Origin of the sequence: Streptomyces sp. NPDC006691 (genome assembly GCF_042869955.1) — a bacterium.
Classification (GTDB): Bacteria; Actinomycetota; Actinomycetes; order Streptomycetales; family Streptomycetaceae; genus Streptomyces.
The window spans coordinates 187,050-212,378 of sequence record NZ_JBIAGW010000011.1; the positions used below are offsets into that span (position 1 = coordinate 187,050).

24 protein-coding genes are annotated in these 25,329 nt (G+C 71.0%); 23 read left to right on the forward strand and 1 reads right to left on the reverse strand.

All coding sequences use genetic code 11. The features are described from left to right. Positions 1-14 precede the first annotated feature (14 nt). From mltG to nusB, 10 genes are all read left to right on the forward strand, one after another. Positions 15-1,820, forward strand: coding sequence for an endolytic transglycosylase MltG (gene mltG / locus ACFYNP_RS24110; RefSeq protein ID WP_388787972.1), 1,806 nt, complete (start codon positions 15-17; stop codon positions 1,818-1,820). Then, positions 1,801-2,643, forward strand: a complete 843-nt coding sequence (locus ACFYNP_RS24115; RefSeq protein ID WP_388411627.1) for a shikimate dehydrogenase — start codon at positions 1,801-1,803, stop codon at positions 2,641-2,643. The genes mltG and ACFYNP_RS24115 overlap by 20 nt, the downstream gene beginning before the upstream one ends. Positions 2,644-2,821: 178 nt before the next feature. Further along, on the forward strand, positions 2,822-4,006 hold the full coding sequence (aroC, locus tag ACFYNP_RS24120) for a chorismate synthase (RefSeq protein WP_388411630.1): 1,185 nt from the start codon (positions 2,822-2,824) through the stop codon (positions 4,004-4,006). Positions 4,007-4,038: 32 nt separating this feature from the next. Beyond that, positions 4,039-4,521 (forward strand): shikimate kinase, encoded by a 483-nt coding sequence (locus ACFYNP_RS24125; RefSeq protein WP_388788072.1) that lies wholly within the window; start codon positions 4,039-4,041, stop codon positions 4,519-4,521. After that, entirely contained in the window at positions 4,518-5,612 is a 1,095-nt protein-coding gene (aroB, locus tag ACFYNP_RS24130) for a 3-dehydroquinate synthase (protein WP_388787975.1), read from the forward strand. The genes ACFYNP_RS24125 and aroB overlap by 4 nt, the downstream gene beginning before the upstream one ends. Then, entirely contained in the window at positions 5,609-6,058 is a 450-nt protein-coding gene (gene aroQ, locus ACFYNP_RS24135) for a type II 3-dehydroquinate dehydratase (RefSeq protein WP_100577290.1), read from the forward strand. The genes aroB and aroQ overlap by 4 nt, the downstream gene beginning before the upstream one ends. Positions 6,059-6,188: 130 nt before the next feature. Then, positions 6,189-7,097, forward strand: a complete 909-nt coding sequence (locus ACFYNP_RS24140) for a Pro-rich N-terminal domain-containing protein (RefSeq protein WP_388411636.1) — start codon at positions 6,189-6,191, stop codon at positions 7,095-7,097. A gap of 467 nt (positions 7,098-7,564) precedes the next feature. Beyond that, positions 7,565-8,671: a M24 family metallopeptidase gene (locus ACFYNP_RS24145; RefSeq protein WP_388787978.1), complete on the forward strand. Its 1,107-nt coding sequence runs from the start codon at positions 7,565-7,567 to the stop codon at positions 8,669-8,671. 69 nt (positions 8,672-8,740) lie between these two features. Beyond that, positions 8,741-9,307, forward strand: coding sequence for an elongation factor P (gene efp / locus ACFYNP_RS24150; RefSeq protein WP_388411642.1), 567 nt, complete (start codon positions 8,741-8,743; stop codon positions 9,305-9,307). A 2-nt stretch (positions 9,308-9,309) separates the two neighbouring features. Continuing rightward, complete coding sequence (gene nusB / locus ACFYNP_RS24155; protein ID WP_100577294.1) at positions 9,310-9,738, forward strand: transcription antitermination factor NusB; 429 nt, start codon at positions 9,310-9,312, stop codon at positions 9,736-9,738. 263 nt (positions 9,739-10,001) lie between these two features. Here nusB and bldD read toward each other — a convergent pair whose 3' ends face one another. Beyond that, complete coding sequence (bldD, locus tag ACFYNP_RS24160; RefSeq protein ID WP_014044812.1) at positions 10,002-10,502, reverse strand: transcriptional regulator BldD; 501 nt, start codon at positions 10,500-10,502, stop codon at positions 10,002-10,004. A 296-nt stretch (positions 10,503-10,798) separates the two neighbouring features. Here bldD and pyrR point away from each other — a divergent pair, with 296 nt between their 5' ends. The 13 genes from pyrR to metK all read left to right on the forward strand — a co-directional run bounded on the left by pyrR (position 10,799) and on the right by metK (position 25,327). Then, positions 10,799-11,401, forward strand: a complete 603-nt coding sequence (pyrR, locus tag ACFYNP_RS24165; RefSeq protein WP_388787981.1) for a bifunctional pyr operon transcriptional regulator/uracil phosphoribosyltransferase PyrR — start codon at positions 10,799-10,801, stop codon at positions 11,399-11,401. 94 nt (positions 11,402-11,495) lie between these two features. Then, on the forward strand, positions 11,496-12,479 hold the full coding sequence (locus ACFYNP_RS24170; protein WP_388411648.1) for an aspartate carbamoyltransferase catalytic subunit: 984 nt from the start codon (positions 11,496-11,498) through the stop codon (positions 12,477-12,479). A 2-nt stretch (positions 12,480-12,481) separates the two neighbouring features. Continuing rightward, positions 12,482-13,768 carry a dihydroorotase gene (locus ACFYNP_RS24175; protein WP_388787983.1) on the forward strand — a complete coding sequence of 429 codons (1,287 nt, stop codon included), beginning with the start codon at positions 12,482-12,484 and terminating at the stop codon, positions 13,766-13,768. After that, entirely contained in the window at positions 13,765-14,355 is a 591-nt protein-coding gene (locus ACFYNP_RS24180; protein ID WP_388411653.1) for a hypothetical protein, read from the forward strand. Before ACFYNP_RS24175 ends, ACFYNP_RS24180 begins: the two co-directional genes overlap by 4 nt. Then, the gene (gene carA, locus ACFYNP_RS24185; protein WP_388787986.1) at positions 14,352-15,500 is read left to right on the forward strand and encodes a glutamine-hydrolyzing carbamoyl-phosphate synthase small subunit; all 1,149 of its coding nucleotides are present in this window, start codon (positions 14,352-14,354) and stop codon (positions 15,498-15,500) included. The genes ACFYNP_RS24180 and carA overlap by 4 nt, the downstream gene beginning before the upstream one ends. Beyond that, positions 15,493-18,801, forward strand: coding sequence for a carbamoyl-phosphate synthase large subunit (gene carB, locus ACFYNP_RS24190; RefSeq protein WP_388411658.1), 3,309 nt, complete (start codon positions 15,493-15,495; stop codon positions 18,799-18,801). The genes carA and carB overlap by 8 nt, the downstream gene beginning before the upstream one ends. A gap of 97 nt (positions 18,802-18,898) precedes the next feature. Further along, on the forward strand, positions 18,899-20,011 hold the full coding sequence (locus ACFYNP_RS24195; protein WP_388787989.1) for a quinone-dependent dihydroorotate dehydrogenase: 1,113 nt from the start codon (positions 18,899-18,901) through the stop codon (positions 20,009-20,011). After that, positions 20,008-20,841, forward strand: coding sequence for an orotidine-5'-phosphate decarboxylase (gene pyrF, locus ACFYNP_RS24200; RefSeq protein ID WP_388411663.1), 834 nt, complete (start codon positions 20,008-20,010; stop codon positions 20,839-20,841). The genes ACFYNP_RS24195 and pyrF overlap by 4 nt, the downstream gene beginning before the upstream one ends. A 385-nt stretch (positions 20,842-21,226) precedes the next feature. Next, positions 21,227-21,550, forward strand: coding sequence for an integration host factor (locus ACFYNP_RS24205; RefSeq protein ID WP_053724505.1), 324 nt, complete (start codon positions 21,227-21,229; stop codon positions 21,548-21,550). Between the two features lie 38 nt (positions 21,551-21,588). After that, positions 21,589-22,182 carry a guanylate kinase gene (gene gmk, locus ACFYNP_RS24210; RefSeq protein ID WP_100577303.1) on the forward strand — a complete coding sequence of 198 codons (594 nt, stop codon included), beginning with the start codon at positions 21,589-21,591 and terminating at the stop codon, positions 22,180-22,182. Positions 22,183-22,267: 85 nt separating this feature from the next. Then, positions 22,268-22,540 carry a DNA-directed RNA polymerase subunit omega gene (gene rpoZ / locus ACFYNP_RS24215; protein ID WP_005319902.1) on the forward strand — a complete coding sequence of 91 codons (273 nt, stop codon included), beginning with the start codon at positions 22,268-22,270 and terminating at the stop codon, positions 22,538-22,540. Between the two features lie 103 nt (positions 22,541-22,643). Further along, positions 22,644-23,858, forward strand: a complete 1,215-nt coding sequence (coaBC, locus tag ACFYNP_RS24220) for a bifunctional phosphopantothenoylcysteine decarboxylase/phosphopantothenate--cysteine ligase CoaBC (RefSeq protein WP_388787992.1) — start codon at positions 22,644-22,646, stop codon at positions 23,856-23,858. Positions 23,859-24,118: 260 nt separating this feature from the next. Then, positions 24,119-25,327, forward strand: coding sequence for a methionine adenosyltransferase (metK, locus tag ACFYNP_RS24225; protein ID WP_388411671.1), 1,209 nt, complete (start codon positions 24,119-24,121; stop codon positions 25,325-25,327). Positions 25,328-25,329: the final 2 nt, after the last annotated feature.

Here is a 25,329-nt window from a genome sequence, read left to right on the forward strand (position 1 = left end):
GCTCTAGGGGACCGATGACTGAGTATGGCCGGAGCCAAGGCTCCGAACCGTGGCACCCAGAGGATCCCCTCTACGGGGACCAGGGGTGGGGAGCGCAGCAAGCTGCCTCCGGTCAGGCTCCGTACGACGGCCGGCAGCAGGGCCATTACCAGCAGCAGGAGCAGTACCAGCAGCAGGCCCAACACCAGGGCCAGCAGCAGTACTACCCGCAGCAGCCGCAGGACCCGTACGGGCAGCAGCACTACGGCGACCCGCAGGCCCAGCAGCACTTCGGCGACCAGCAGGCCCCGCAGCACTACGCGGACCAGCACGCGCAGCAGGGCTACGCAGAACAGCCCCAGCAGGGCTACCCCCAGCAGCAGTACGCGGAGCAGTACGCGGCCCAGCCGCGGCAACCGCAGCAGTACGACGGTGGCTGGAATGCGACGGGTGAGCAGGCGGCCATGCCGTACGCGGGCCAGCAGCCCGACCCGTACCACAACGGCTATGCCGACGAGGGCCACGACCTCTACGGCACGCCCGAGGCGTATCCCCCTCCGCAGCCGCCGGGCCAGCGCCAGGCGCCCGCCACGCCCGAGGTGCCCGAGCAGGGCCACGAGTGGAACGCCGAGCCGCAGGAGGAGAACCACCCCTTCTTCACCGGCACCGGCGACAGCGAAGGCGATGAGGACGAGCCGCGCGACTCGCGCCGCGCGGCCGGCGGCGGCGGTGGCCGTGACCGTCGGAGCAAGACCAAGAAGAAGGGCAAGAGCGGGCGTGCCTGTCTCGTGCTCGCCGTGATCTTCGCCGTCGGCGCCGGCGGAATCGGCTATGTGGGCTACGACTTCTACCAGAAGAAGTTCGGCGCGGCCCCCGACTACGTGGGCGAGGGCAGCAGCGAGACGGTCACCATCGAGGTGCCGACCGGCGCGGGCGGCTCCGAGATCGGCCAGCTGCTGAAGCAGGCCGGCGTGGTCAAGAGCATCGACGCCTTCGTCCAGGCCCAGAACGACGACCCCAAGGGCAAGACGATCCAGGCCGGCGCCTACACCCTGAAGAAGGGCATGTCGGCGGCGAACGCGATCAAGCTGATGCTCAACCCGAGCAGCAGGAACTCGCTCATCATTCCCGAAGGCAAACGCAACGCGTGGGTCTACGCCGAGATCGACAAGCGCCTGGGGCTGTCGGCGGGCACCACCAAGGGCATCGCGCTCAAGCAGGCCGACAGCATGGGCCTGCCCGACTGGGCCAAGAACCACAAGGACGTCAAGGACCCGCTGGAAGGGTTCCTCTACCCGGCCAGCTACCCGGTCGCCAAGGGCATGAAGCCCGACGACGTCCTGCGGAAGATGGTCAACCGGGCCAGCTCCGAGTACGGCAAGCAGGATCTGACGGCCGAGGCCAAGAAGCTGAACCTGGACGGCCCCTGGCAGCTCATCACCGTCGCCAGCCTCGTACAGGCCGAGGGCAAGACGCACGACGACTTCCGCAAGATGTCCGAGGTCGTCTACAACCGTCTCAAGAAGACCAACACCGAGACCAACCAGAAGCTCCAGTTCGACTCGGCGTACAACTACCTCACCGGTCAGAGCAACATCAAGATCGGTCTGGCCGAGATCAAGACCAACACCGACCCGTACAACACCTACCACTGGCCCGGACTGCCGCCGGGGCCGATCGGCAACCCCGGCAGCGAGGCGCTGGCCGCCGCGCTGGACCCGACGAGCGACGGCTGGCTGTACTTCGTGGCCACCGACGGCATGCACAAGACCGAGTTCGCCAAGAACCTGGCCGAGTTCAACAAGCTGAAGGAAGAGTTCAATGCCCAGTCCGGTCAGTGAGGGCGCGCGACGGGCGGCCGTGCTCGGGTCACCCATCGCGCACTCGCTGTCCCCGGTCCTGCACCGGGCCGCGTACGCCGAACTCGGCCTCGACCACTGGTCCTACGACCGGTTCGAGGTCGACGAGGCCGGACTCTCCGGCTTCTTCGCGGGGCTCGACGGTTCGTGGGCGGGGCTCTCGCTCACGATGCCGCTGAAGCGGGCGGTCATCCCGCTGCTCGACGCGGTGAGCGCCACCGCGGCCTCGGTCGAGGCGGTCAACACCGTCGTCTTCACGGACGACGGCCGCCGCCTCGGCGACAACACCGACATCCCGGGCATGACCGCGGCCCTGGAGGAGCGCGGGGTCACCCGGGTCGAGTCCGCCGCGGTCCTCGGCGCGGGCGCGACCGCGTCCTCGGCGCTCGCCGCCCTCGCCAGGATCTGCACCGGACCGGTCACCGCGTACGTACGCAGCGAGTCGCGGGCCGAGGAGATGCGCGGCTGGGGCGAGCGCCTTGAGATCGACGTCCGTACCGTCGACTGGTCGCGCGCGGCCGAGGCCTTCGAGGCGCCGCTGGTCATCGCCACCACCCCGGCCGGCACCACCGACGCGCTGGCCGCGGCCGTCCCCGAGCGGGCGGGCACCCTCTTCGACGTGCTGTACGAGCCCTGGCCGACCGCGCTGGCGGCGGCCTGGGCGGAGCGCGGGGGAGCGGTCGTCGGCGGCCTCGACCTCCTGGTGCACCAGGCCGTGCTCCAGGTCGAGCAGATGACGGGCTGCCCGACGGCCCCGCTGGACGCCATGCGCAAGGCGGGCGAGGCGGCCCTGACCCACCGCTGAGCCTTCCCGCCCGCTGAGCGGAAGGCCGCCTGCCGCCCCTCATCACAGTCCGCCTGATGGACCGGGGCCCGGTCCACCACCCGGGACGTGGGAGGATCAGGGGTGGCGGGCCAGGGCCGCGCATCCTGGACGCGCCAGTCGTAGGAGTACCAGGACGCGCGAGCAACGAGGAGCACCGTTGAGCAGGCTGCGTTGGCTGACCGCTGGGGAATCCCACGGACCCGCCCTTGTCGCGACGCTGGAGGGCCTTCCCGCCGGCGTACCGATCACCACGGACATGGTGGCCGATCACCTGGCCCGGCGGCGGCTCGGCTATGGACGCGGCGCCCGCATGAAGTTCGAGCGTGACGAGGTCACCTTCCTCGGCGGTGTGCGGCACGGTCTGTCCATGGGTTCGCCGATCGCGATCATGGTGGGCAACACCGAGTGGCCCAAGTGGGAGCAGGTCATGTCGGCCGACCCGGTCGACCCCGAGATCCTCGCGGAGCTGGCCCGCAACGCCCCGCTGACCCGCCCGCGCCCCGGTCACGCCGACCTCGCGGGGATGCAGAAGTACGGCTTCGACGAGGCCCGGCCGATCCTGGAGCGCGCCAGCGCCCGCGAGACCGCGGCCCGGGTCGCGCTCGGCGCGGTGGCCCGCTCCTACCTGAAGGAGACGGCCGGCATCGAGATCGTCAGCCACGTGGTGGAGCTGGCCGCGGCCAAGGCCCCCTACGGTGTGCTGCCGACCCCCGCCGATGTCGAGAAGCTGGACGCGGACCCGGTGCGCTGCCTGGACGCGGACGCGTCGAAGGCGATGGTCGCCGAGATCGACCAGGCCCACAAGGACGGCGACACCCTGGGCGGCGTCGTCGAGGTGCTCGCCTACGGCGTGCCCGTCGGCCTCGGTTCGCACGTGCACTGGGACCGCCGTCTGGACGCGCGGCTCGCCGCCGCCCTCATGGGCATCCAGGCGATCAAGGGCGTCGAGGTCGGCGACGGGTTCGACCTGGCCCGGGTGCCCGGCTCGCAGGCGCACGACGAGATCGTCAACACCGCCGACGGCGTCAAGCGCACCTCCGGCCGCTCCGGCGGCACCGAGGGCGGCCTGACCACCGGTGAACTGCTGCGGGTGCGGGCCGCGATGAAGCCCATCGCGACCGTGCCGCGCGCGCTCGCCACCATCGACGTCGCCACCGGCGAGGCCGCCAAGGCCCACCACCAGCGTTCCGACGTGTGCGCCGTGCCGGCCGCGGGCATCGTCGCCGAGGCCATGGTCGCGCTCGTCCTCGCGGACGCGGTCGCCGAGAAGTTCGGCGGCGACAGCGTGCCCGAGACCCGCCGCAACGTCACCTCCTTCCTCGACAACCTCCAGATCCGGTGAGCGCCGGACCCCTGGTCGTCCTGGTCGGGCCGATGGGCTCCGGCAAGTCCACCGTGGGCGTGCTGATCGCCGAGCGGCTCGGTACGTCCTACCGGGACACCGACGCCGACATCGTCGCCGCCGAGGGCCGGCCCATCTCGGACATCTTCATCGAGGACGGCGAGCCGCACTTCCGCGCCCTGGAGCGGGCCGCGGTACGCGCCGCGCTCGCCGAGCACCCGGGTGTGCTCGCGCTCGGCGGCGGTGCCGTCCTCGACGACGACACCCGCGCGCTGCTCGCGGCGCACCCCGTCGTCTATCTCTCGATGGACGTCGACGAGGCGGTCAAGCGCGTCGGCCTGAACACGGCCCGGCCGCTGCTCGCCGTCAACCCGCGCCGGCAGTGGCGCGAGCTGATGGAGGCGCGCCGCCATCTGTACACCGAAGTCGCCCGTGCGGTCGTCGCAACCGACGAGCGCACCCCCGAAGAGGTCGCGCAGGCGGTCCTCGACGCACTGGAGTTGAAGGACGCATGACGGAGCAGGCACCCACCCGGATCCAGGTCGGCGGCACCGCCGGCACTGACCCGTACGAAGTGCTCGTCGGCCGCAACCTGCTGGGCGAGCTGCCCGGGCTCGTCGGTGACGGGGCGAAGCGGATCGCGATCATCCACCCGGAGGCCCTGGCCGGTACCGGGGACGCGGTCCGTCTGGACCTCGCCGCCGAGGGCTACGAGGCCATCGCCATCCAGGTGCCCAACGCCGAGGAGGCCAAGACCGCCGAGGTCGCCGCCTACTGCTGGAAGGCGCTCGGCCAGTCCGGCTTCACCCGCACCGACGTCGTCATCGGCGTGGGCGGCGGCGCCACCACCGACCTCGCGGGCTTCGTCGCGGCCACCTGGCTGCGCGGGGTGCGCTGGATCTCGGTGCCGACCACCGTGCTCGGCATGGTGGACGCGGCCGTCGGCGGCAAGACCGGCATCAACACCGCCGAGGGCAAGAACCTGGTGGGCTCCTTCCACCCGCCCGTCGGCGTCCTGTGCGACCTGGCCGCGCTCGACTCGCTGCCGGTGAACGACTACGTGTCGGGCATGGCCGAGGTCATCAAGACCGGCTTCATCGCGGACCCGGCCATCCTCGACCTGATCGAGTCCGACCCGGCCGGCGCCCGCACCCCCGAGGGCCCGCACACCGCCGAGCTCATCGAGCGCTCCATCCGGGTCAAGGCCGAGGTGGTCTCCAACGACCTGAAGGAATCGGGTCTGCGCGAGATCCTCAACTACGGCCACACCCTGGCGCACGCCATCGAGAAGAACGAGCGCTACAAGTGGCGGCACGGCGCGGCCGTCTCCGTCGGCATGGTCTTCGCGGCCGAACTCGGCCGTCTGGCAGGGCGGTTGGACGACGCGACCGCCGACCGGCACCGGGCGATCCTGGAGTCCGTGGGTCTGCCGCTCACCTACCGGGGCGACCAGTGGCCCAAGCTCCTGGAGAACATGAAGCTGGACAAGAAGTCCCGCGGCAACCTCCTGCGCTTCATCGTCCTGGACGGCCTCGCCAAGCCGACCGTCCTGGAGGGCCCGGACCCGGCGGTGCTGCTCGCCGCCTTCGGGGAGGTCTCCGCGTGACGCGGCGGGTGTTCGTCCTGAACGGGCCCAACCTGGGCCGGCTGGGCTCCCGCGAGCCCGACGTGTACGGCGCCACCTCCTACGCGGGCCTCGTGGAGGTCTGCGAAGGGCTCGGCAAGGAGCTCGGCTTCGAGGTCTCGGTGCGCGAGACCAACGACGAGGGCGAGCTCATCCGCTGGCTCCACGAGGCGGCGGACGGTCGAATTCCGGTCGTCATCAACCCGGGCGCCTTCACCCACTATTCGTACGGAATGCGCGACGCGGCGGCCCAGCGCACCGCGCCGCTCATCGAGGTGCACATCTCGAACCCGTACGCCCGTGAGGAATTCCGCCACACCTCGGTGATCGGACCCGTCGCCACCGGCACCGTCGCGGGCTTCGGCATCGGCTCCTACCGGCTCGCGCTGCGCGCGCTCGCCGACGAACTGGCCGACCAACTCGGCTGACGGGCACTGTTGCCGCCCCCCGGCCGTTCACACTGTGACGGCCGGGGGAGGTACGGTTCTGCACCGGGCCGCCCACACCGACGGGCGCCCGACCAGCGCCAGTTGCCTGTACGAGACGGAGTGGCACCGGATGCAGCACGCAGGGGGGGCTCCACCGCCGCCGCCCCACGCCCCGGGGCAGCCCGCGCACGACTGGGCCCCGGGCATCGAGTCCGAGGGCACGGCTCCGCTCAGGCCGAGCGCGCCGGGCACCCCGCCGTTCCAGCCGGGTCCCGTGGCCGGCCCGTTGCCGGCCCACCCGCCGACGCCCCCCGCCAGGGCCCCGCACCACCCCGGCGCCCAACAGCCGCCCGCCCAGGGCTGGCAAGGGCCGGCGCCCCAGCACGCCTCGGCCCGGCCACCGTCCCGGGACACCACCGGCCATGTCGCGCTGCCGCCCGGCGGCCCGGTACCGCTGCCGCAGGCCCCCGAGGGGACCGGCGCCACCACGCTCGCGGTGCTCCTCATCGGCCCCGCCGGCGCCGGCAAGACGACCGTGGCCCGGTACTGGGCACAGCACCGCCGGGTGCCGACCGCGCACATCAGCCTCGACGACGTACGCGAATGGGTGTGCTCGGGATTCGCCGACCCCCAGTCGGGCTGGAACGACCACTCCGAGGCCCAGTACCGCCTGGCCCGCCGCACCTGCGGCTTCGCCGCGCGCAACTTCCTGGCCAACGGGATCTCCTGCATCCTCGACGACGCGGTCTTCCCCGACCGGCCGGTCGTCGGCCTCGGCGGCTGGAAACGGCACGTGGGCCCCGGCCTGCTGCCGGTCGTGCTCCTGCCGGGCCTGGAGGTCGTCCTGGAGCGCAACGCGGAGCGCAGCGGCAACCGGCGGCTTTCGGACGAGGAGGTCGCGGGCATCCACGGCCGCATGGCCGGCTGGTACGGCTCGGGCCTCCCGATCATCGACAACTCCCAGTACGACGTCCCCACCACGGCCCGCCTCCTGGACGACGTCCTGGCCCGCACGATCGCCAGCCCCCCGAACTGGTAACGCGCCGCCCGCCGCACGGAGAACTGCGCGACCAGCCCGGGCCGGCCGGCGGCCGGGGAACTCGGGGAGCAGCTCGTTGAGCCGGTCCGGGATTCGCGGGGGTGGGTCGGGCCCCGCGAGGGGCGCGGGGAACTGCGCGACCAGCCCGGGACGGCCCGCAGCCGAGGAACTCGGGGAGCTGCCCGTTGAGCCGGTCCGGGATTTGCGGGGGTGGGTCGGGCCCCGCCAGGGGCGCGGGGAACTGCGCGATCAGCCCGGGCCGGCCGGCAGCCGGGGAACTCGGGGAGCAGAACCTTGAGCCCGTCCGGCGTTTGAGGACGACATGCGGGGCAACTGGGCGACCAGCCCGGGAAGCGCCCCCCGAGCCCGTCCGGCGACTGAGGACAAGGACGGACCGACCACCGGGGCGGCCCCCGGTCGGACGCGCTGAAACAGCCGACCCGCCCCCCCGCTCATACGCTCGGGGCATGTCAGAGGTGTTCGCGGTACGCCGCGGCTGGCTGCGGGACCGCTGTGCGGCCGCAGGCAGCGCGGCCGCCCTGGTCTCCCGCCCGGCCAATGTCCGCTATCTCTCCGGCGGCGCCCCGCCGGGCGCGGTCCTGCTGCTCGGCCCCGCGGAGGACGTCCTGCTGTGCCCGCGGACACCCTCCGGCGACCTCATCGAGGGGCAGCTGGACGAGCAGCTGCGGCTGACCGTGCTGCCCGCCCCCGGTGGCGACCCCGCCGTCGCGGCCGCCGACCTCGCACTCGCCAGCGGCGCGGACTCGCTGGCCGTGGAGGAGCACCACCTCTCCGTGGCCCGCCACCGCGCGATCGGCTCGGTGGCCCCCGGGCTGCTCCTGAGCGATCTGGGCGGCGCCGTCGAGCAGCGACGCCTGGTCAAGGACGAGGACGAGATCGCCTGTCTGCGCATCGCCGCCGAGATCGCCGACCAGGCCCTGGGCGAACTCCTGGAGTCGATCCTGGTGGGCCGTACCGAACGGCACCTGGCCCTGGAGCTGGAACGCCGGCTGGTCGACCACGGCGCCGACGGGCCCGCCTTCATGACCTCGGTCGGCACCGGCCCCAACTCCGGGCGGGCGGGCCACCGTCCGGCCGACCGCCGGGTCGAGGAGGGCGACTTCCTCTCGGTCTGCCTGGGCGCGACCTACCGCGGATACCGCTGCGAGATCGGCCGTACCTTCGTGATCGGCACCACCCCCGCGGACTGGCAGATCGAGCTGTACGACGCTGTTTTCGCAGCCCAGCGGGCCGGCCGGGAGGCCCTCGTACCGGGCGCCGAGTACCGCGCGGTGGACCGCGCGGCCCGTCAGGTACTGGACGCCGCGGGCCACGCGGAGGCCGTCGGACCACTCACCGGACACGGTGTCGGGATCGAAATCGACGAGGAGCCGCAGCTCGCACCTGGAGCCATGGGTAAACTGGACACTTGCGTGCCGGTCACCGTCGAACCGGGGGTCCACCTCCCGGGCCGGGGCGGCGTCCGGATCGATGACACGCTCGTCGTACGCCCCGAGGCGGACGGCGGCCCCGAGCTACTCACCATCACGACCAAGGAGCTGCTAGCGCTCTAGCACGCGTACGTGCCCCGTGTACGTACCCTCGGTCGTCCACCAGCTTTCAGTCCAGGAGATTCCGCAACCGTGGCTTCCACGAACGACCTCAAGAACGGCCTGGTGCTCAAGCTCGACGGAGGCCAGCTCTGGTCCGTCGTCGAGTTCCAGCACGTCAAGCCCGGCAAGGGCCCGGCCTTCGTGCGCACCAAGCTCAAGAACGTGCTCTCCGGCAAGGTGGTCGACAAGACCTTCAACGCCGGTGTGAAGGTCGAGACGGCCACCATCGACCGCCGAGACATGCAGTTCTCGTACATGGACGGCGAGTACTTCGTCTTCATGGACATGGCCACCTACGACCAGCTCATGGTCGACCGCAAGTCCGTCGGCGACGCCGCCAACTTCCTCATCGAGGGCTTCACCGCCTCGGTCGCCCAGCACGAGGGCGAGGTGCTCTACGTCGAGCTCCCCGCCGCCGTCGAGCTGACCATCGAGCACACCGACCCGGGCGTCCAGGGCGACCGCTCCACCGGCGGCACCAAGCCGGCCCGCCTGGAGACCGGTTACGAGATCGGCGTCCCGCTCTTCATCACCACCGGTGAGAAGATCAAGGTCGACACCCGCACCGGCGACTACCTCGGCCGGGTGAACAGCTAACCGTGGCTGCCCGGAACAAGGCCCGCAAGCGCGCCTTCCAGATCCTCTTCGAGGCCGACCAGCGCGGCGAGTCCGTGCAGACGGTCCTCGCGGACTGGGTGCGGCACTCGCGGTCCGACGACCGTCAGCCGCCGGTCGCCGAGTACACGATGCAGCTCGTCGAGGGCTACGCGGGCCATGTGGACCGCATCGACGACCTGATCTCCCAGTACGCGGTGGGCTGGACGCTCGACCGGATGCCGGTCGTCGACCGGAACATCCTGCGCCTCGGCGCGTACGAGCTGGTCTGGGAGGACGAGACGCCCGACGCGGTCGTCATCGACGAGGCCGTGCAGCTGGCCAAGGAGTTCTCCACGGACGACTCCCCGGCCTTCGTGAACGGCCTGCTCGCCCGTTTCAAGGACCTCAAGCCGAGCCTGCGCCGGGACTAGCACCCGGCGGAGGCCAAGGCCCACGAAGGGCCCGCAGCACGATCCGTGCCGCGGGCCCTTCGGCGTACTCGGGAGCCCGCACCCGAAAACACCGACCCACCCGAGAACGGCGATCCACCCGAGAACGGCGATCCACCCGAGAACGGCGATCCACCCGAGAACGGCGATCCACCCGAGAACGGCGATCCACCCGAGAACGCCGTCGGGCCCGCCGGAGCGGATGCTCCCGACGGGCCCGACGGCACGTTTCTGCTGAAGGGGTGTCAGCCCTCTTCGTGGGCGACCGCACGGCGGGCGTCCGCGTCCAGGACACCCCAGCTGATCAGCTGCTCGGTCAGCACTGAGGGGGACTGGTCGTAAATGACGGCAAGCGTGCGCAGATCGTCCTGGCGGATCGAAAGGACCTTGCCGTTGTAATCGCCGCGCTGCGACTGGATGGTCGCCGCGTAACGCTGCAACGGGCCCGCCTTCTCCGGCGGCACGTGTGCGAGGCGCTCAAGGTCGAGGACCAGCTTCGGCGGCGGCTCGGCGGCCCCACCCGGCGTGGTGCCCGGCAGCAGCTCCTGCACCGGAACGCCGTAGAAGTCCGCCAGCTCGGCAAGGCGCTGTACGGTCACGGCGCGGTCGCCGCGCTCGTACGAGCCGACCACGACGGCCTTCCAGCGGCCCTGGGACTTCTCCTCCACGCCATGGAGGGAGAGGCCCTGCTGGGTGCGGATGGCGCGGAGCTTGGCCCCGAGCTGTTTTGCGTATTCGCTGGACATATAGCTCCCCGGACGCTGTGACAACGTGCGGCTCCGCCGCGCGGCTGTAACTCACTGTGAGGTTACGCAGCGTTACTTGGCCGCGTCAAGCCGAATGGTCCACACCCCCGCCCCGCAGGAGTGACAGGCTCCTCGTGCGGCGGGCCGTACAGGTCACGGCGATTCCCCGGCCCGACTCACCCGTTCGAGTGATGGCCCCGGTGTCGGGCGGCTCCGGGCCCCTGGTACGGTTGGTGACGCAATTCCGACGTCCTTTAAGGTCCGTCCCGTGAGGCGGAGAAGGAGGTCCGTTTCATATGGACACGCAGCACCCGCACCACCAGCAGGATCAGACGCACGCCGATGCGGCGCGGCCCGTTCTCGAAGGCCCCGACATCGCCCGCGTCCTGACCCGCATCGCCCACGAGATCGTCGAACGCGCCAAGGGCGCCGACGACGTGGTGCTCCTCGGCATTCCGACCCGCGGGGTCTTCCTCGCCGAGCGGCTCGCCGTGAAGCTCGAAGGCATCACCGGGCGCAAGACCCCGGTCGGCTCCCTCGACATCACCATGTACCGCGACGACCTGCGGATGAAGCCGGCCCGTGCGCTCGGCCGCACCGAGATCCCCGGTAGGGGCATCGACGGCCGCCTGGTCGTCCTCGTCGACGACGTCCTCTTCTCCGGCCGCACCATCCGCGCCGCCCTCGACGCGCTCGGCGACATCGGCCGCCCGCGCGCCGTCCAGCTCGCGGTCCTCGTCGACCGGGGCCACCGCGAACTCCCGATCCGCGCCGACTACGTCGGCAAGAACCTCCCCACGTCGCTGCGGGAGACGGTCAAGGTCCAGCTCGCCGAGGAGGACGGCCGCGACGCCGTGCTGCTCGGCGTCAAGCAGACCGCTCCGGCCGGCGAGCAGTAGCTCCCACCACCCCGTACGGACCGCACCAACCCGTACGGACGGCTGCTGCGCGCCCGCACGCCCAAAACCTCCACCACACCTGGAGAACCCCCAGATGATGCGTCACCTCATCTCGGCCGCCGACCTCACCCGCGACGACGCCGTGCTCATCCTCGACACCACCGAGGAGATGGCCCGCGTCTCCGACCGGCCGATAAAGAAGCTCCCCGCCCTGCGCGGCCGGACGATCTGCAACCTGTTCTTCGAGGACTCCACCCGCACCCGGATCTCCTTCGAGGCCGCCGAGAAGCGCCTGTCGGCCGATGTCATCAACTTCGCCGCCAAGGGCTCCTCGGTCTCCAAGGGCGAGTCCCTCAAGGACACCGCGCAGACCCTGGAGGCGATGGGCGTCGACGCCGTCGTCATCCGGCACAGCGCCTCCGGCGCCCCCTACCGGCTCGCCACCTCCGGCTGGATCGACGCCCCGGTCATCAACGCCGGCGACGGCACCCACCAGCACCCCACCCAGGCCCTGCTCGACGCGTTCACCATGCGCCGGCGCCTGGTCGGCAAGGACGCGCTCGGCCAGGACCTGGCCGGCCAGCGCATCACCCTGGTCGGCGACGTCCTGCACAGCCGGGTCGCCCGCTCCAATGTGGACCTCCTCCACACGCTCGGCGCCGAGGTCACCCTGGTGGCCCCGCCGACGCTGCTTCCGGTCGGCGTCGAGCACTGGACCTGCGACGTGTCGTACGACCTGGACGCCGTGCTGCCGAAGTCCGACGCGGTGATGATGCTGCGGGTGCAGCGCGAACGCATGAACGCCGCCTTCTTCCCGACCGAGCGCGAGTACTCACGGCGCTACGGGCTCGACGGCGAGCGCATGGCCAAGATGCCCGAGCACGGCATCGTGATGCACCCCGGCCCGATGGTGCGCGGCATGGAGATCACCGCCGAGGTCGCCGACTCCGACCGCTGCACGGTCGTCGAGCAGGTCGCCAACGGCGTGCACACCCGCATGGCGGTCCTGTACCTGCTGCTCGGCGGCAACGAGCCCGCCGTCAGTCACGCCCGTCCCACCGACTCGGAGAACAAGTAACCATGAGCAAGATCCTGATCCGTGGTGCGAAGGTCCTCGGCGGCGACGTCCAGGACGTCCTGATCGACGGCGAGACCATCGCCGCCGTCGGCACCGGCCTGGACGCGGGGGACGCGACCGTCGTCGACGCCGAGGGCCAGATCCTGCTGCCCGGCCTCGTCGACCTGCACACCCACCTGCGCGAGCCCGGCCGCGAGGACTCCGAGACCGTCCTCACCGGCACCCAGGCGGCCGCACGCGGCGGTTACACCTCGGTCTTCGCCATGGCCAACACCTTCCCGGTCGCCGACACCGCGGGCGTCGTCGAGCAGGTGTGGCGGCTCGGCAAGGAGTCCGGCTACTGCGACGTGCAGCCCATCGGCGCCGTCACCGTGGGCCTGGAGGGCAAGCAGCTCGCCGAGCTCGGCGCCATGCACGACTCGGCCGCCGGCGTCACCGTCTTCTCCGACGACGGCAAGTGCGTCGACGACGCCGTGATCATGCGCCGCGCCCTGGAGTACGTGAAGGCCTTCGGCGGTGTCGTCGCCCAGCACGCCCAGGAACCCCGCCTGACCGAGGGCGCCCAGATGAACGAGGGCATCGTCTCGGCGGAGCTCGGCCTCGGCGGCTGGCCCGCCGTCGCCGAGGAGTCGATCATCGCCCGCGATGTGCTGCTCGCCGAGCACGTCGGCTCGCGCGTGCACATCTGCCACCTCTCGACGGCCGGCTCGGTCGAGATCGTCCGCTGGGCCAAGTCGCGCGGCATCGACGTCACCGCCGAGGTCACCCCGCACCACCTGCTCCTCACCGACGAGCTGGTCCGCTCCTACAACCCGGTCTACAAGGTCAACCCGCCGCTGCGCACCGAGCGCGACGTGCTGGCCCTGCGCGAGGCGCTCGCCGACGGCACGATCGACATCGTCGCCACCGACCACGCCCCGCACCCGCACGAGGACAAGGACTGCGAGTGGGCCGCGGCCGCCATGGGCATGGTCGGCCTGGAGACCGCGCTCTCCGTCGTCCAGCACACGATGGTCGAGACCGGCCTGCTCGACTGGGCCGGCGTCGCCGACCGCATGGCCCACAAGCCCGCCGAGATCGGGCAGGCCACCGGCCACGGCCGCCCCGTCTCGGCAGGCGAACCCGCCAACCTGACCCTGCTCGATCCGGCATACCGTGGTGAGGTGAACCCCGCGGGCTTCGCGTCCCGCAGCCGCAACACCCCGTACGAGGGCCGCGAGCTGCCCGGACGCATCACCCACACCTTCCTGCGGGGCCGGGCAACGGTCGTGGACGGGAAGCTGGCGTGACGTACGCATCACTGATCAATCTGGCCGCCGAGGAGAAGTCCGCCGAGGTGACCAACTGGGGCGGACGCATCGGCTGGCTCGTCGGACTCGCGCTCTTCGTGGCGCTCGTCTACTGGCTGATGCGCCAGGGCTGGCAGTGGCGCGGCCGCCTCCAGGCCGACCTGCCGGATCTGCCCACCGCGCCCGAGACGCTCGGCGAGGCGAAACTGAAGCTGAGCGGCCGCTACCACGGCTCCACCACCGCGGGGCAGTGGCTCGACCGCATCGTGGCGCACGGCCTGGGCGTCCGCAGCAAGGCCGAGCTCACCCTGACGGACGCGGGCCTTGAGGTCGTACGCCCCGGCGCGAACGACTTCTTCGTCCCGGCCGCGCAACTGCGCGAGGCCCGGCTCGACAAGGGCATCGCGGGCAAGGTCCTCACCGAGGGCGGACTGCTCGTCGTCACCTGGAACCACGGCGACAAGCTCATCGACTCGGGCTTCCGCTCCGACCGGGCCGAGCAGCACCCGGCCTGGGTCGAAGCCATCAACTCCATGACCGAGACCTCTGAACGGTCCACCCCCTCGACGGAAGGCGCCGCACGATGACCACCTCCACCCGGGGAGCCGCCAAGGCTCCCGCCGTACTCGTCCTGGAGGACGGCCGGATCTTCCGCGGCCGCGCCTACGGGGCCGTGGGGGAGACCTTCGGCGAGGCCGTCTTCTCCACCGGCATGACCGGCTACCAGGAGACCCTCACCGACCCGTCGTACCACCGACAGGTCGTCGTGATGACCGCCCCGCACGTCGGCAACACCGGCGTGAACGACGAGGACCCGGAGTCCGGACGGATCTGGGTGGCCGGATACGTCGTACGCGACCCCGCCCGCCTCCCCTCCAACTGGCGCTCGCGGCGCTCCCTGGACGACGAGCTGGTCAAGCAGGGCGTCGTCGGGATCTCCGGCATCGACACCCGCGCCCTCACCCGCCACCTGCGCGAGCGCGGCGCCATGCGCGTCGGCATCTTCTCCGGCGAGGCGTGGCAGGGCGTCCGCGACGAGGCCCTGCTGGCCCGCGTCAAGGAAGCCCCGCAGATGGAGGGCGCCGACCTCTCCGCCGAGGTCGCCACCAAGGAGACCTACGTCGTCCCCGCGATCGGTGAGAAGAGGTTCACCGTCGCCGCCGTGGACCTCGGCATCAAGGGCATGACCCCGCACCGCATGGCCGAGCGCGGCATCGAGGTGCACGTGCTGCCCGCGACCGCCACCGCCGAGGACGTCTACGCCGTCAGCCCCGACGGCGTGTTCTTCTCCAACGGCCCGGGCGACCCGGCCACCGCCGACGGCCCCGTCGCCGTGATGCGGGCGGTCCTCGAACGCAAGACCCCGCTGTTCGGCATCTGCTTCGGCAACCAGATCCTGGGCCGTGCCCTCGGCTTCGGCACCTACAAGCTGAAGTACGGCCACCGCGGCATCAACCAGCCGGTGCAGGACCGCACCACCGGCAAGGTCGAGGTCACCGCGCACAACCACGGCTTCGCCGTGGACGCGCCGCTCGACAAGGTCTCCGAGACGCCCTTCGGGCGCGCCGAGGTCTCCCACGTCTGCCTGAACGACCAGGTCGTCGAAGGTCTCCAGCTGCTCGACCAGCCGGCCTTCAGCGTCCAGTACCACCCCGAGGCGGCCGCGGGCCCGCACGACGCCGCGTACCTCTTCGACCGCTTCGTAACCCTGATGGAGGCCGAGCGTGCCTAAGCGCACCGACATCCAGTCCGTTCTGGTCATCGGCTCCGGCCCGATCGTCATCGGCCAGGCCGCCGAGTTCGACTACTCCGGCACCCAGGCCTGCCGCATCCTCAAGGCCGAGGGCCTGCGGGTGATCCTGGTCAACTCCAACCCGGCCACGATCATGACCGACCCGGAGATCGCCGACGCCACGTACGTCGAGCCGATCACCCCCGAGTTCGTCGAGAAGATCATCGCCAAGGAGCGCCCCGACGCGCTCCTGCCCACCCTCGGTGGCCAGACCGCGCTCAACACCGCGATCTCCATGCACGAGCAGGGTGTCCTGGAGAAGTACGGCGTCGAACTGATCGGCGCCAACGTCGAGGCCATCAACAAGGGCGAGGACCGCGACCTGTTCAAGGGCGTCGTCGAGGCCGTCAAGGCGAAGATCGGCTACGGCGAGTCCGCCCGCTCGGTCATCTGCCACTCCATGGACGACGTCATCAGGGGTGTCGACGAGCTCGGCGGCTACCCCGTCGTCGTGCGCCCCTCCTTCACCATGGGCGGCGCCGGCTCCGGCTTCGCGCACGACGAGGAGGAGCTGCGCCGCATCGCCGGGCAGGGCCTCACCCTCTCGCCGACCACCGAGGTGCTCCTGGAGGAGTCCATCCTCGGCTGGAAGGAGTACGAGCTGGAGCTGATGCGCGACAAGAACGACAACGTCGTGGTCGTCTGCTCCATCGAGAACTTCGACCCGATGGGCGTGCACACCGGCGACTCGATCACCGTCGCCCCGTCGATGACGCTGACCGACCGCGAGTACCAGCGGCTGCGCGACATCGGCATCGCGATCATCCGCGAGGTCGGCGTCGACACCGGCGGCTGCAACATCCAGTTCGCGATCAACCCCGACGACGGCCGCGTCATCGTCATCGAGATGAACCCGCGCGTCTCCCGGTCCTCCGCGCTCGCCTCGAAGGCCACCGGCTTCCCGATCGCCAAGATCGCGGCCAAGCTCGCCATCGGCTACACGCTCGACGAGGTCCCCAACGACATCACCGAGAAGACGCCGGCCTCCTTCGAGCCGAGCCTCGACTACGTCGTGGTGAAGGCCCCGCGCTTCGCGTTCGAGAAGTTCCCCTCCGCCGACTCCACCCTCACCACCACCATGAAGTCGGTGGGCGAGGCCATGGCGATCGGCCGGAACTTCACCGAGGCCCTCCAGAAGGCCCTGCGCTCCCTGGAGAAGAAGGGCTCGCAGTTCGACTTCACCGGCCCGGTCGGCGACAAGGACGTCCTGCTCGACGAGGCCAAGCGGCCGACCGACGGACGCATCAACACCGTCATGTACGCGATCCGCGCGGGCGCCACCCAGGAAGAGGTCTTCGAGTCCACGAAGATCGACCCCTGGTTCGTCGACCAGCTCTTCCTCATCAAGGAGATCGCCGACGAGCTGGCCGCCGCCGAGAAGCTCCACCCCGAGCTGCTCGCCGAGGCCAAGCGGCACGGCTTCTCCGACGCCCAGATCGCCGGCATCCGCGGCCTGCGCGAGGACGTCGTCCGCGAGGTCCGGCACGCCCTCGGGGTGCGCCCGGTCTACAAGACGGTCGACACCTGCGCCGCCGAGTTCGCCGCCAAGACCCCGTACTTCTACTCCTCCTACGACGAGGAGAGCGAGGTCGCGCCGCGCACCAAGCCCGCGGTGATCATCCTGGGTTCGGGCCCCAACCGCATCGGCCAGGGCATCGAGTTCGACTACTCCTGCGTCCACGCCTCCTTCGCCCTGAGCGACGCCGGCTACGAGACCGTGATGGTCAACTGCAACCCGGAGACCGTCTCGACGGACTACGACACCTCCGACCGCCTCTACTTCGAGCCGCTCACGCTTGAGGACGTCCTGGAGATCGTGCACGCCGAGACCCTCGCGGGCCCGGTCGCGGGCGTCGTCGTCCAGCTCGGCGGGCAGACCCCGCTCGGCCTCGCGCAGGCGCTCAAGGACAACGGCGTCCCGGTCGTGGGCACGTCGCCCGAGGCCATCCACGCCGCCGAGGACCGTGGCGCCTTCGGCCGGGTGCTCGCCGAGGCCGGCCTGCCCGCGCCCAAGCACGGCACCGCCACCACCTTCGAGGGTGCCAAGGCCATCGCCGACGAGATCGGCTACCCGGTCCTCGTACGCCCGTCGTACGTGCTCGGCGGACGCGGCATGGAGATCGTGTACGACGAGGAGCGGCTCGCCTCGTACATCGCCGAGTCCACCGAGATCAGCCCCACCCGGCCGGTCCTGGTCGACCGCTTCCTCGACGACGCGATCGAGATCGACGTGGACGCCCTCTACGACGGCACCGAGCTCTACCTCGGCGGCGTCATGGAGCACATCGAGGAGGCCGGCATCCACTCCGGCGACTCGGCGTGCGCGCTGCCCCCGATCACCCTCGGCGGCTTCGACATCAAGCGCCTGCGGGCCTCGACCGAGGCCATCGCCAAGGGCGTCGGTGTCCGCGGACTGATCAACATCCAGTTCGCGATGGCGGGCGACATCCTGTACGTCCTCGAAGCCAACCCGCGTGCCTCGCGCACCGTCCCCTTCACCTCGAAGGCGACCGCGGTGCCGCTCGCCAAGGCCGCCGCCCGCATCTCGCTGGGCGCCACCGTGGCCGAGCTGCGCGCCGAGGGCATGCTGCCCAAGGAGGGCGACGGCGGCACCCTGCCGCTGGACGCGCCGATCTCCGTCAAGGAGGCCGTGATGCCGTGGAGCCGCTTCCGCGACGTGCACGGGCGCGGCGTCGACACCGTGCTCGGCCCGGAGATGCGTTCCACCGGTGAAGTCATGGGCATCGACTCGGTGTTCGGCACCGCGTACGCCAAGTCGCAGGCGGGCGCCTACGGTCCGCTGCCGACCAAGGGCCGCGCGTTCATCTCGGTCGCCAACCGGGACAAGCGCACGATGATCTTCCCGGCGCGTGAACTGGTCGCCCACGGCTTCGAGTTGATGGCCACCTCCGGCACCGCCGAGGTGCTGCGCCGCAACGGCATCAACGCCACCGTGGTGCGCAAGCTCAGCGAGGGCGAGGGCCCGAACGGCGAGAAGACGATCGTCCAGCTGATCCACGACGGCGAGGTCGACCTCATCGTCAACACGCCGTACGGCACCGGCGGCCGGCTCGACGGCTACGAGATCCGCACGGCGGCCGTCGCCCGCTCCGTGCCCTGCCTGACCACGGTCCAGGCGCTCGCCGCCGCCGTCCAGGGCATCGACGCGCTCAACCGCGGTGACGTGGGGGTGCGTTCCCTCCAGGAACACGCGGAGCACCTGACCGCGGCCCGCGACTAGCAGGCGGGGAAGCAGGGGGACACCGGAAACGGTGTCCCCCTCTTCATGAGAACCCCTCTTCATGAGCCCCCACCAAGAGCCCCTGAGGACACCGAACATGTACAAGCTCTTCTTCAACCTCGTCTTCAAGCGGATGGACCCCGAGCAGGCCCACTACCTGGCCTTCCGCTGGATCCGCCTCGCGGCCCGCGTCCCCGTCCTGCGCACCTTCGTCGCCGCCGTCCTGGCCCCCCGCTACGAGGAGCTGCGCACCGAGGCGCTCGGCCTGCGCATGCACGGCCCCTTCGGCCTCGCGGCCGGCTTCGACAAGAACGCCGTCGCGATCGACGGCATGTCCATGCTGGGCTTCGACCACATCGAGATCGGCACGGTCACCGGCGAGCCCCAGCCCGGCAACCCCAAGAAGCGGCTGTTCCGCCTCGTGCCGGACCGCGCGCTCATCAACCGCATGGGCTTCAACAACGAGGGCTCGGCGGCCGTGGCCGAGCGCCTGGCGGCCCGCAAGGCCGTCTTCCGCACCACGGTCGGCGTCAACATCGGCAAGACCAAGGTGGTCCCGGAGGCCGAGGCGGCCGCCGACTACGTGAAGTCGACCGAGCGCCTGGCCCGGCACGCCGACTACCTCGTGGTGAACGTCTCCTCGCCGAACACCCCCGGCCTGCGCAACCTCCAGGCCACCGAGTCGCTGCGCCCGCTCCTCACCGCCGTGCGCGAGGCCGCCGACCGCAGCGTGACCGGCCGCCGCGTCCCGCTGCTCGTCAAGATCGCTCCCGATCTCGCCGACGCGGACATCGACGCGGTCGCCGACCTCGCCGTCGAGCTCGGTCTGGACGGCATCATCGCCACCAACACCACGATCGCCCGCGACGGGCTCGGCCTGAAGTCCCCGGCCGGCCTCGTCAAGGAGACCGGCGGCCTGTCCGGCGCCCCGCTCAAGGAGCGCTCCCTTGACGTGCTCGGCCGCCTGTACGCCCGCGTCGGCGACCGGCTCGTCCTGATCGGGGTCGGCGGCATCGAGAACGCCGAGGACGCCTGGCAGCGCATCCTGGCCGGCGCCACCCTCGTCCAGGGCTACAGCGCCTTCATCTACGAGGGCCCCTTCTGGGCCCGCGCGATCCACAAGGGCCTCGCGGCCCGGCTCGCCACCTCCCCGTACGCGACGCTCGCCGAGGCCGTCGGCGCCGAGACCCGGAAGAAGGCCGCCGCATGACCCCCTTCGGTACCCGACTGCGCGAGGCGATGGACACCCGCGGGCCGCTGTGCGTGGGCATCGACCCGCACGCCTCCCTGCTCGCGGACTGGGGCCTGAACGACGACATCGCGGGCCTTGAGCGCTTCACCCGCATCACGGTGGAGGCCCTCGCCGACCGCGTGGCCGTCCTCAAGCCGCAGTCGGCGTTCTTCGAGCGGTTCGGCTCGCGCGGTGTCGCCGTCCTGGAGAAGGCGGTCGAGGAGGCCCGCGCGGCCGGCGCGCTGGTCCTGATGGACGCCAAGCGCGGCGACATCGGCTCGACCATGGCGGCCTACGCGGCCACCTACCTGGACCCGGCCTCCCCGCTGTTCTCGGACGCGGTCACCGTCTCGCCGTACCTGGGCTTCGGCTCGCTGCGCCCGGCGCTCGACCTCGCGGCCGAGTCCGGCTCGGGCGTCTTCGTGCTCGCCCTGACCTCCAATCCGGAGGGAGCCGAGGTCCAGCGCTCGACCGCGGCCGACGGCCGGCCGCTCGCCCAGCTGATGCTGGACCACATGAAGGCCGAGAACGCGGGCGCCTCGCCCCTGGGCTCGGTCGGCGCGGTGGTCGGCGCCACCCTCGGCGACGCCGGGGTCGACCTGGACATCAACGGCCCGCTGCTCGCCCCCGGCATCGGTGCCCAGGGCGCCACCCCGGCCGATCTGCCGGGCGTGTTCGGTCCGGCCGTGCGCAACGTGGTCCCGAGCGTCAGCCGCGGCGTGCTGCGGCACGGTCCGGACGTCGGCGCCCTGCGCGAGGCCGCGATCCGCTACGCCGACGAGGTCCGCGCCGCCGTCCCGCGGGCGTGATCGCCGCGCGACCGCCCCGGTGTGACATGTGTCGCACTGGGGCGGCGCGCATTCCGGACACGCGGCCGACATGCGACGACGGCCGGTGCGCCGCGTACGCGACGGGGAAAGGGCCGGTCGCGGGAGGCCGTGCGGCGCCCGCGCGGCCGACGTTGACAAATTCCTTACTCAAAACCAGGGTGTTTTGTCCGAAAAGTCCTGGTCGGCTGAGGCTGACCAGGACTTTTCGTCTGTTCTCGCTGACTGGAGCGGCCTTGGCCGCTAGTCTCCGACGAGAGCAGACGAGCACGTGCGCGAGTGCGTTGTTCGTTGCTCGCCTGGTGTGGGGCGATTAGGTTCCTCACCGGTCCGTATCCGACAGTTCGACATCCGAGGTGACGTAGGCGTGGCTCTTCCGCCCCTTACCCCTGAACAGCGCGCAGCCGCGCTCGAAAAGGCCGCCGCGGCTCGCCGGGAGCGGGCCGAGGTCAAGAATCGACTCAAGCACTCCGGCGCCTCGCTCCACGAGGTCATCAAGTCGGGCCAGGAGAACGACGTCATCGGGAAGATGAAGGTCTCCGCCCTCCTTGAGTCCCTGCCCGGCGTGGGCAAGGTCCGCGCCAAGCAGATCATGGAGCGGCTCGGGATCTCCGAGAGCCGCCGCGTGCGGGGGCTCGGCTCCAACCAGATCGCGTCCCTTGAGCGCGAGTTCGGCGGCTCCGGGGCCTGACGTCTCGGGCATACCCGAGAAGCTGGAATAATCGCCGCATGGCAGCAACACCCCGGGGGACCACCCCCGTACCCCCGGACGCACGTCCGCGGCTGACCGTGCTCTCCGGCCCCTCCGGGGTCGGCAAGAGCACGGTCGTCGCTCATATGCGCAAGGTTCACCCCGAGGTCTGGCTCTCGGTGTCGGCGACGACCCGCAAGCCGCGCCCCGGCGAGCGCCACGGCGTGCAGTACTTCTTCGTGGACGACGAGGAGTTCGACAAGCTCGTCGCCAACGGCGAACTGCTGGAGTGGGCCGAGTTCGCGGGCAACCGCTACGGCACCCCGCGCACGGCCGTGCTCGAACGTCTCGAAGCGGGTGAGCCCGTCCTCCTGGAGATCGACCTCCAGGGCGCCCGGCTCGTCCGCGAGTCGATGCCCGAGGCGCAGCTCGTCTTCCTCGCGCCGCCGAGCTGGGACGAACTGGTCCGCCGGCTCACCGGCCGGGGCACCGAGGCACCCGAGGTCATCGAGCGCCGGCTCGCCGCCGCGAAGGTCGAACTGGCCGCCGAGGCGGAGTTCGACACCACCCTGGTCAACACCTCGGTCGAGGACGTGGCCCGCGAGCTGCTAGCCTTGATGCGAGTTGTTTGATCGAGTCGTATGACGTCATCCGTTCGACGTCCTGCCGACCCGCTCGACCCGGCTCACATCTTCGATCCCCATCGGAAGGCAGAGAGTGTCCTCTTCCATTACCGCGCCCGAGGGCATCATCAACCCTCCGATTGATGAGCTCCTTGAGGCAACCGACTCGAAGTACAGCCTGGTGATCTACGCGGCCAAGCGTGCCCGTCAGATCAACGCGTACTACTCGCAGCTCGGTGAGGGCCTGCTTGAGTACGTCGGCCCGCTGGTGGACACCCACGTCCACGAGAAGCCGCTCTCGATCGCGCTGCGCGAGATCAACGCCGGTCTGCTGACCTCCGAGGCCATCGAGGGCCCCGCTCAGTAGGCGACGATACGTTTCCACCACAGGCCCGGCAGCGCGACTGCCGGGCCTGTGGTGTGTCATGGGTACGTACACGCATCAGGTGCGCGGGGAGAGGCAGTTTTCGATGGCCAAGCCGAAGGTCGTTCTGGGGGTCAGCGGCGGCATCGCCGCCTACAAGGCGTGCGAGCTGCTGCGCCGGCTGACCGAGTCGGGGCACGACGTCCAAGTGGTGCCGACCGCGTCGGCGCTCCACTTCGTCGGCGCCGCCACCTGGTCGGCGCTCTCCGGACACTCCGTCTCGACCGAGGTCTGGTCGGACGTCCACGAGGTGCCCCACGTCCGCATCGGACAGGGCGCCGACCTGGTGATCGTGGCCCCGGCCACCGCCGACATGCTCGCCAAGGCCGCCCACGGTCTCGCCGACGACCTGCTGACCAACACCCTGCTCACCGCGCGCTGCCCGGTCGTCTTCGCGCCCGCGATGCACACCGAGATGTGGGAGCACCCCGCGACCCAGGAGAACGTGGCGACCCTGCGCGGCCGGGGCGCGGTCGTCGTCGAGCCCGCCGTCGGGCGGCTCACCGGCGTCGACACCGGCAAGGGGCGGCTGCCCGACCCGGGCGAGCTGTTCGAGGTGTGCCGCCGGGTGCTCGCGCGGGGGAGTGCCGAGCGGGATCTGGCCGGGCGGCACGTGGTGGTCAGCGCGGGCGGCACGCGCGAGCCGCTCGACCCCGTCCGCTATCTCGGCAACCGCTCCTCCGGCAAGCAGGGCTACGCGCTCGCCCGAACCGCCGTCGCGCGGGGGGCCAGGGTCACCCTGATCGAGGCCAACACCGGGCTCCCGGACCCGGCCGGCGCCGACGTGGTCCGCGTCGGCACCGCCGTACAGCTGCGCGAGGCCGTCCTGAAGGCGGCGGCGGACGCGGACGCGGTGGTCATGGCGGCCGCCGTGGCCGACTTCCGGCCGGAGACCTACGCCGCCGGAAAGATCAAGAAGAAGGACGGGCAGGAGCCCGCCCCGCTCACCCTCGTCCGCAATCCGGACATCCTCGCCGAGATCTCGGCCGACCGGGCCCGGCCCGGTCAGCTGGTCGTGGGCTTCGCCGCCGAGACCGACGACGTGCTGGCCAACGGCCGCCTCAAGCTCCGGCGCAAGGGCTGTGACCTGCTCGTCGTCAACGAGGTCGGCGAGCGCAAGACGTTCGGCTCCGAGGAGAACGAGGCCGTCGTGCTCGGCTCCGACGGCTCCGAGACGCCGGTGCCGTACGGTCCCAAGGAGGCCCTCGCCGACACGGTGTGGGATCTGGTGGGCCGGCGTTTCGGACCGGCCGGAGCCTGAACCGGCGCCCTGACCTGATCGGCCCGGGGCCGCCTCGGCGCCGTACCGCAGTCCCTCCCGGAGTCCTCCCTGGCGTCCCGCATGGCCGATATCGGACCCCGGAACGACCAGATCCGGAGATCTCCGGACTCCACGTGGCGAGACACGTGGTCCATTGAGCAGAACCGACCGATAAACTGGTCTCGGAACCGCAGCCGGGCGCAGCTCCCGGCGCGACCAACCATGATCAGCCAGCAGCCGCTGCAACCCCAGGGAGCGTTGTGTCCCGTCGTCTCTTCACCTCGGAGTCTGTGACCGAGGGTCACCCCGACAAGATCGCTGACCAGATCAGTGACACGATCCTCGACGCGCTTCTGCGCGAGGACCCGACCTCCCGCGTCGCCGTGGAGACCCTCATCACCACGGGCCAGGTGCACGTGGCCGGAGAGGTCACCACCAAGGCGTACGCGCCGATCGCGCAGCTCGTGCGCGACAAGATCCTGGAAATCGGCTACGACTCGTCGAAGAAGGGCTTCGACGGCGCCTCCTGCGGCGTCTCGGTGTCCATCGGTGCCCAGTCCCCGGACATCGCCCAGGGTGTCGACACCGCGTACGAGAAGCGGGTCGAGGGCGACGAGGACGAGCTGGACAAGCAGGGCGCCGGCGACCAGGGCCTGATGTTCGGCTACGCCTGCGACGAGACGCCCGAGCTGATGCCGCTGCCGATCCACATCGCGCACCGCCTCTCGCGCCGCCTGACCGAGGTCCGCAAGAACGGGACCATCCCCTACCTGCGCCCCGACGGCAAGACCCAGGTCACCATCGAGTACGACGGTGACAAGGCCGTCCGCCTCGACACGGTCGTCGTCTCCACGCAGCACGCCAGCGACATCGACCTGGAGTCGCTGCTCGCTCCCGACATCCGCGAGTTCGTCGTCGAGCAGGTCCTCAAGCAGCTCGTCGAGGACGGCATCAAGCTGGACACCGACGGCTACCGCCTGCTGGTGAACCCGACCGGCCGTTTCGAGATCGGCGGTCCGATGGGCGACGCGGGTCTCACCGGCCGCAAGATCATCATCGACACCTACGGCGGCATGGCCCGTCACGGCGGTGGCGCGTTCTCCGGCAAGGACCCGTCGAAGGTGGACCGTTCGGCGGCGTACGCGATGCGCTGGGTCGCCAAGAACGTGGTGGCCGCCGGTCTCGCGGCGCGCTGCGAGGTCCAGGTCGCGTACGCGATCGGCAAGGCCGAGCCGGTGGGTCTGTTCGTCGAGACGTTCGGCACCAACACGGTCGACAACGAGAAGATCGAGACCGCGATCACGCAGGTCTTCGACCTGCGCCCGGCCGCGATCATCCGCGACCTCGACCTGCTCCGCCCGATCTACGCCCAGACCGCGGCGTACGGCCACTTCGGCCGCGAGCTCCCCGACTTCACCTGGGAGCGCACGGACCGCGTGGAGGCGCTGCGCGCCGCCGCGGGTCTGTAGGC

Bases quoted from the DNA above. Each gene is read 5' to 3' on its own strand.
- mltG (WP_388787972.1), top strand. From the start codon at position 15: ATGACTGAGTATGGCCGGAGCCAAGGCTCCGAACCGTGGCACCCAGAG.
- ACFYNP_RS24125 (WP_388788072.1), top strand. From the start codon at position 4,039: ATGGGCTCCGGCAAGTCCACCGTGGGCGTGCTGATCGCCGAGCGGCTC.
- pyrR (WP_388787981.1), top strand. From the start codon at position 10,799: ATGGACACGCAGCACCCGCACCACCAGCAGGATCAGACGCACGCCGAT.
- ACFYNP_RS24175 (WP_388787983.1), top strand. From the start codon at position 12,482: ATGAGCAAGATCCTGATCCGTGGTGCGAAGGTCCTCGGCGGCGACGTC.
- carA (WP_388787986.1), top strand. From the start codon at position 14,352: ATGACCACCTCCACCCGGGGAGCCGCCAAGGCTCCCGCCGTACTCGTC.
- ACFYNP_RS24140 (WP_388411636.1), top strand. From the start codon at position 6,189: ATGCAGCACGCAGGGGGGGCTCCACCGCCGCCGCCCCACGCCCCGGGG.
- gmk (WP_100577303.1), top strand. From the start codon at position 21,589: ATGGCAGCAACACCCCGGGGGACCACCCCCGTACCCCCGGACGCACGT.
- ACFYNP_RS24195 (WP_388787989.1), top strand. From the start codon at position 18,899: ATGTACAAGCTCTTCTTCAACCTCGTCTTCAAGCGGATGGACCCCGAG.
- coaBC (WP_388787992.1), top strand. From the start codon at position 22,644: ATGGCCAAGCCGAAGGTCGTTCTGGGGGTCAGCGGCGGCATCGCCGCC.
- ACFYNP_RS24170 (WP_388411648.1), top strand. From the start codon at position 11,496: ATGATGCGTCACCTCATCTCGGCCGCCGACCTCACCCGCGACGACGCC.
- aroB (WP_388787975.1), top strand. From the start codon at position 4,518: ATGACGGAGCAGGCACCCACCCGGATCCAGGTCGGCGGCACCGCCGGC.
- ACFYNP_RS24145 (WP_388787978.1), top strand. From the start codon at position 7,565: ATGTCAGAGGTGTTCGCGGTACGCCGCGGCTGGCTGCGGGACCGCTGT.
- pyrF (WP_388411663.1), top strand. From the start codon at position 20,008: ATGACCCCCTTCGGTACCCGACTGCGCGAGGCGATGGACACCCGCGGG.
- bldD (WP_014044812.1), bottom strand. From the start codon at position 10,502: ATGTCCAGCGAATACGCAAAACAGCTCGGGGCCAAGCTCCGCGCCATC.
- ACFYNP_RS24115 (WP_388411627.1), top strand. From the start codon at position 1,801: ATGCCCAGTCCGGTCAGTGAGGGCGCGCGACGGGCGGCCGTGCTCGGG.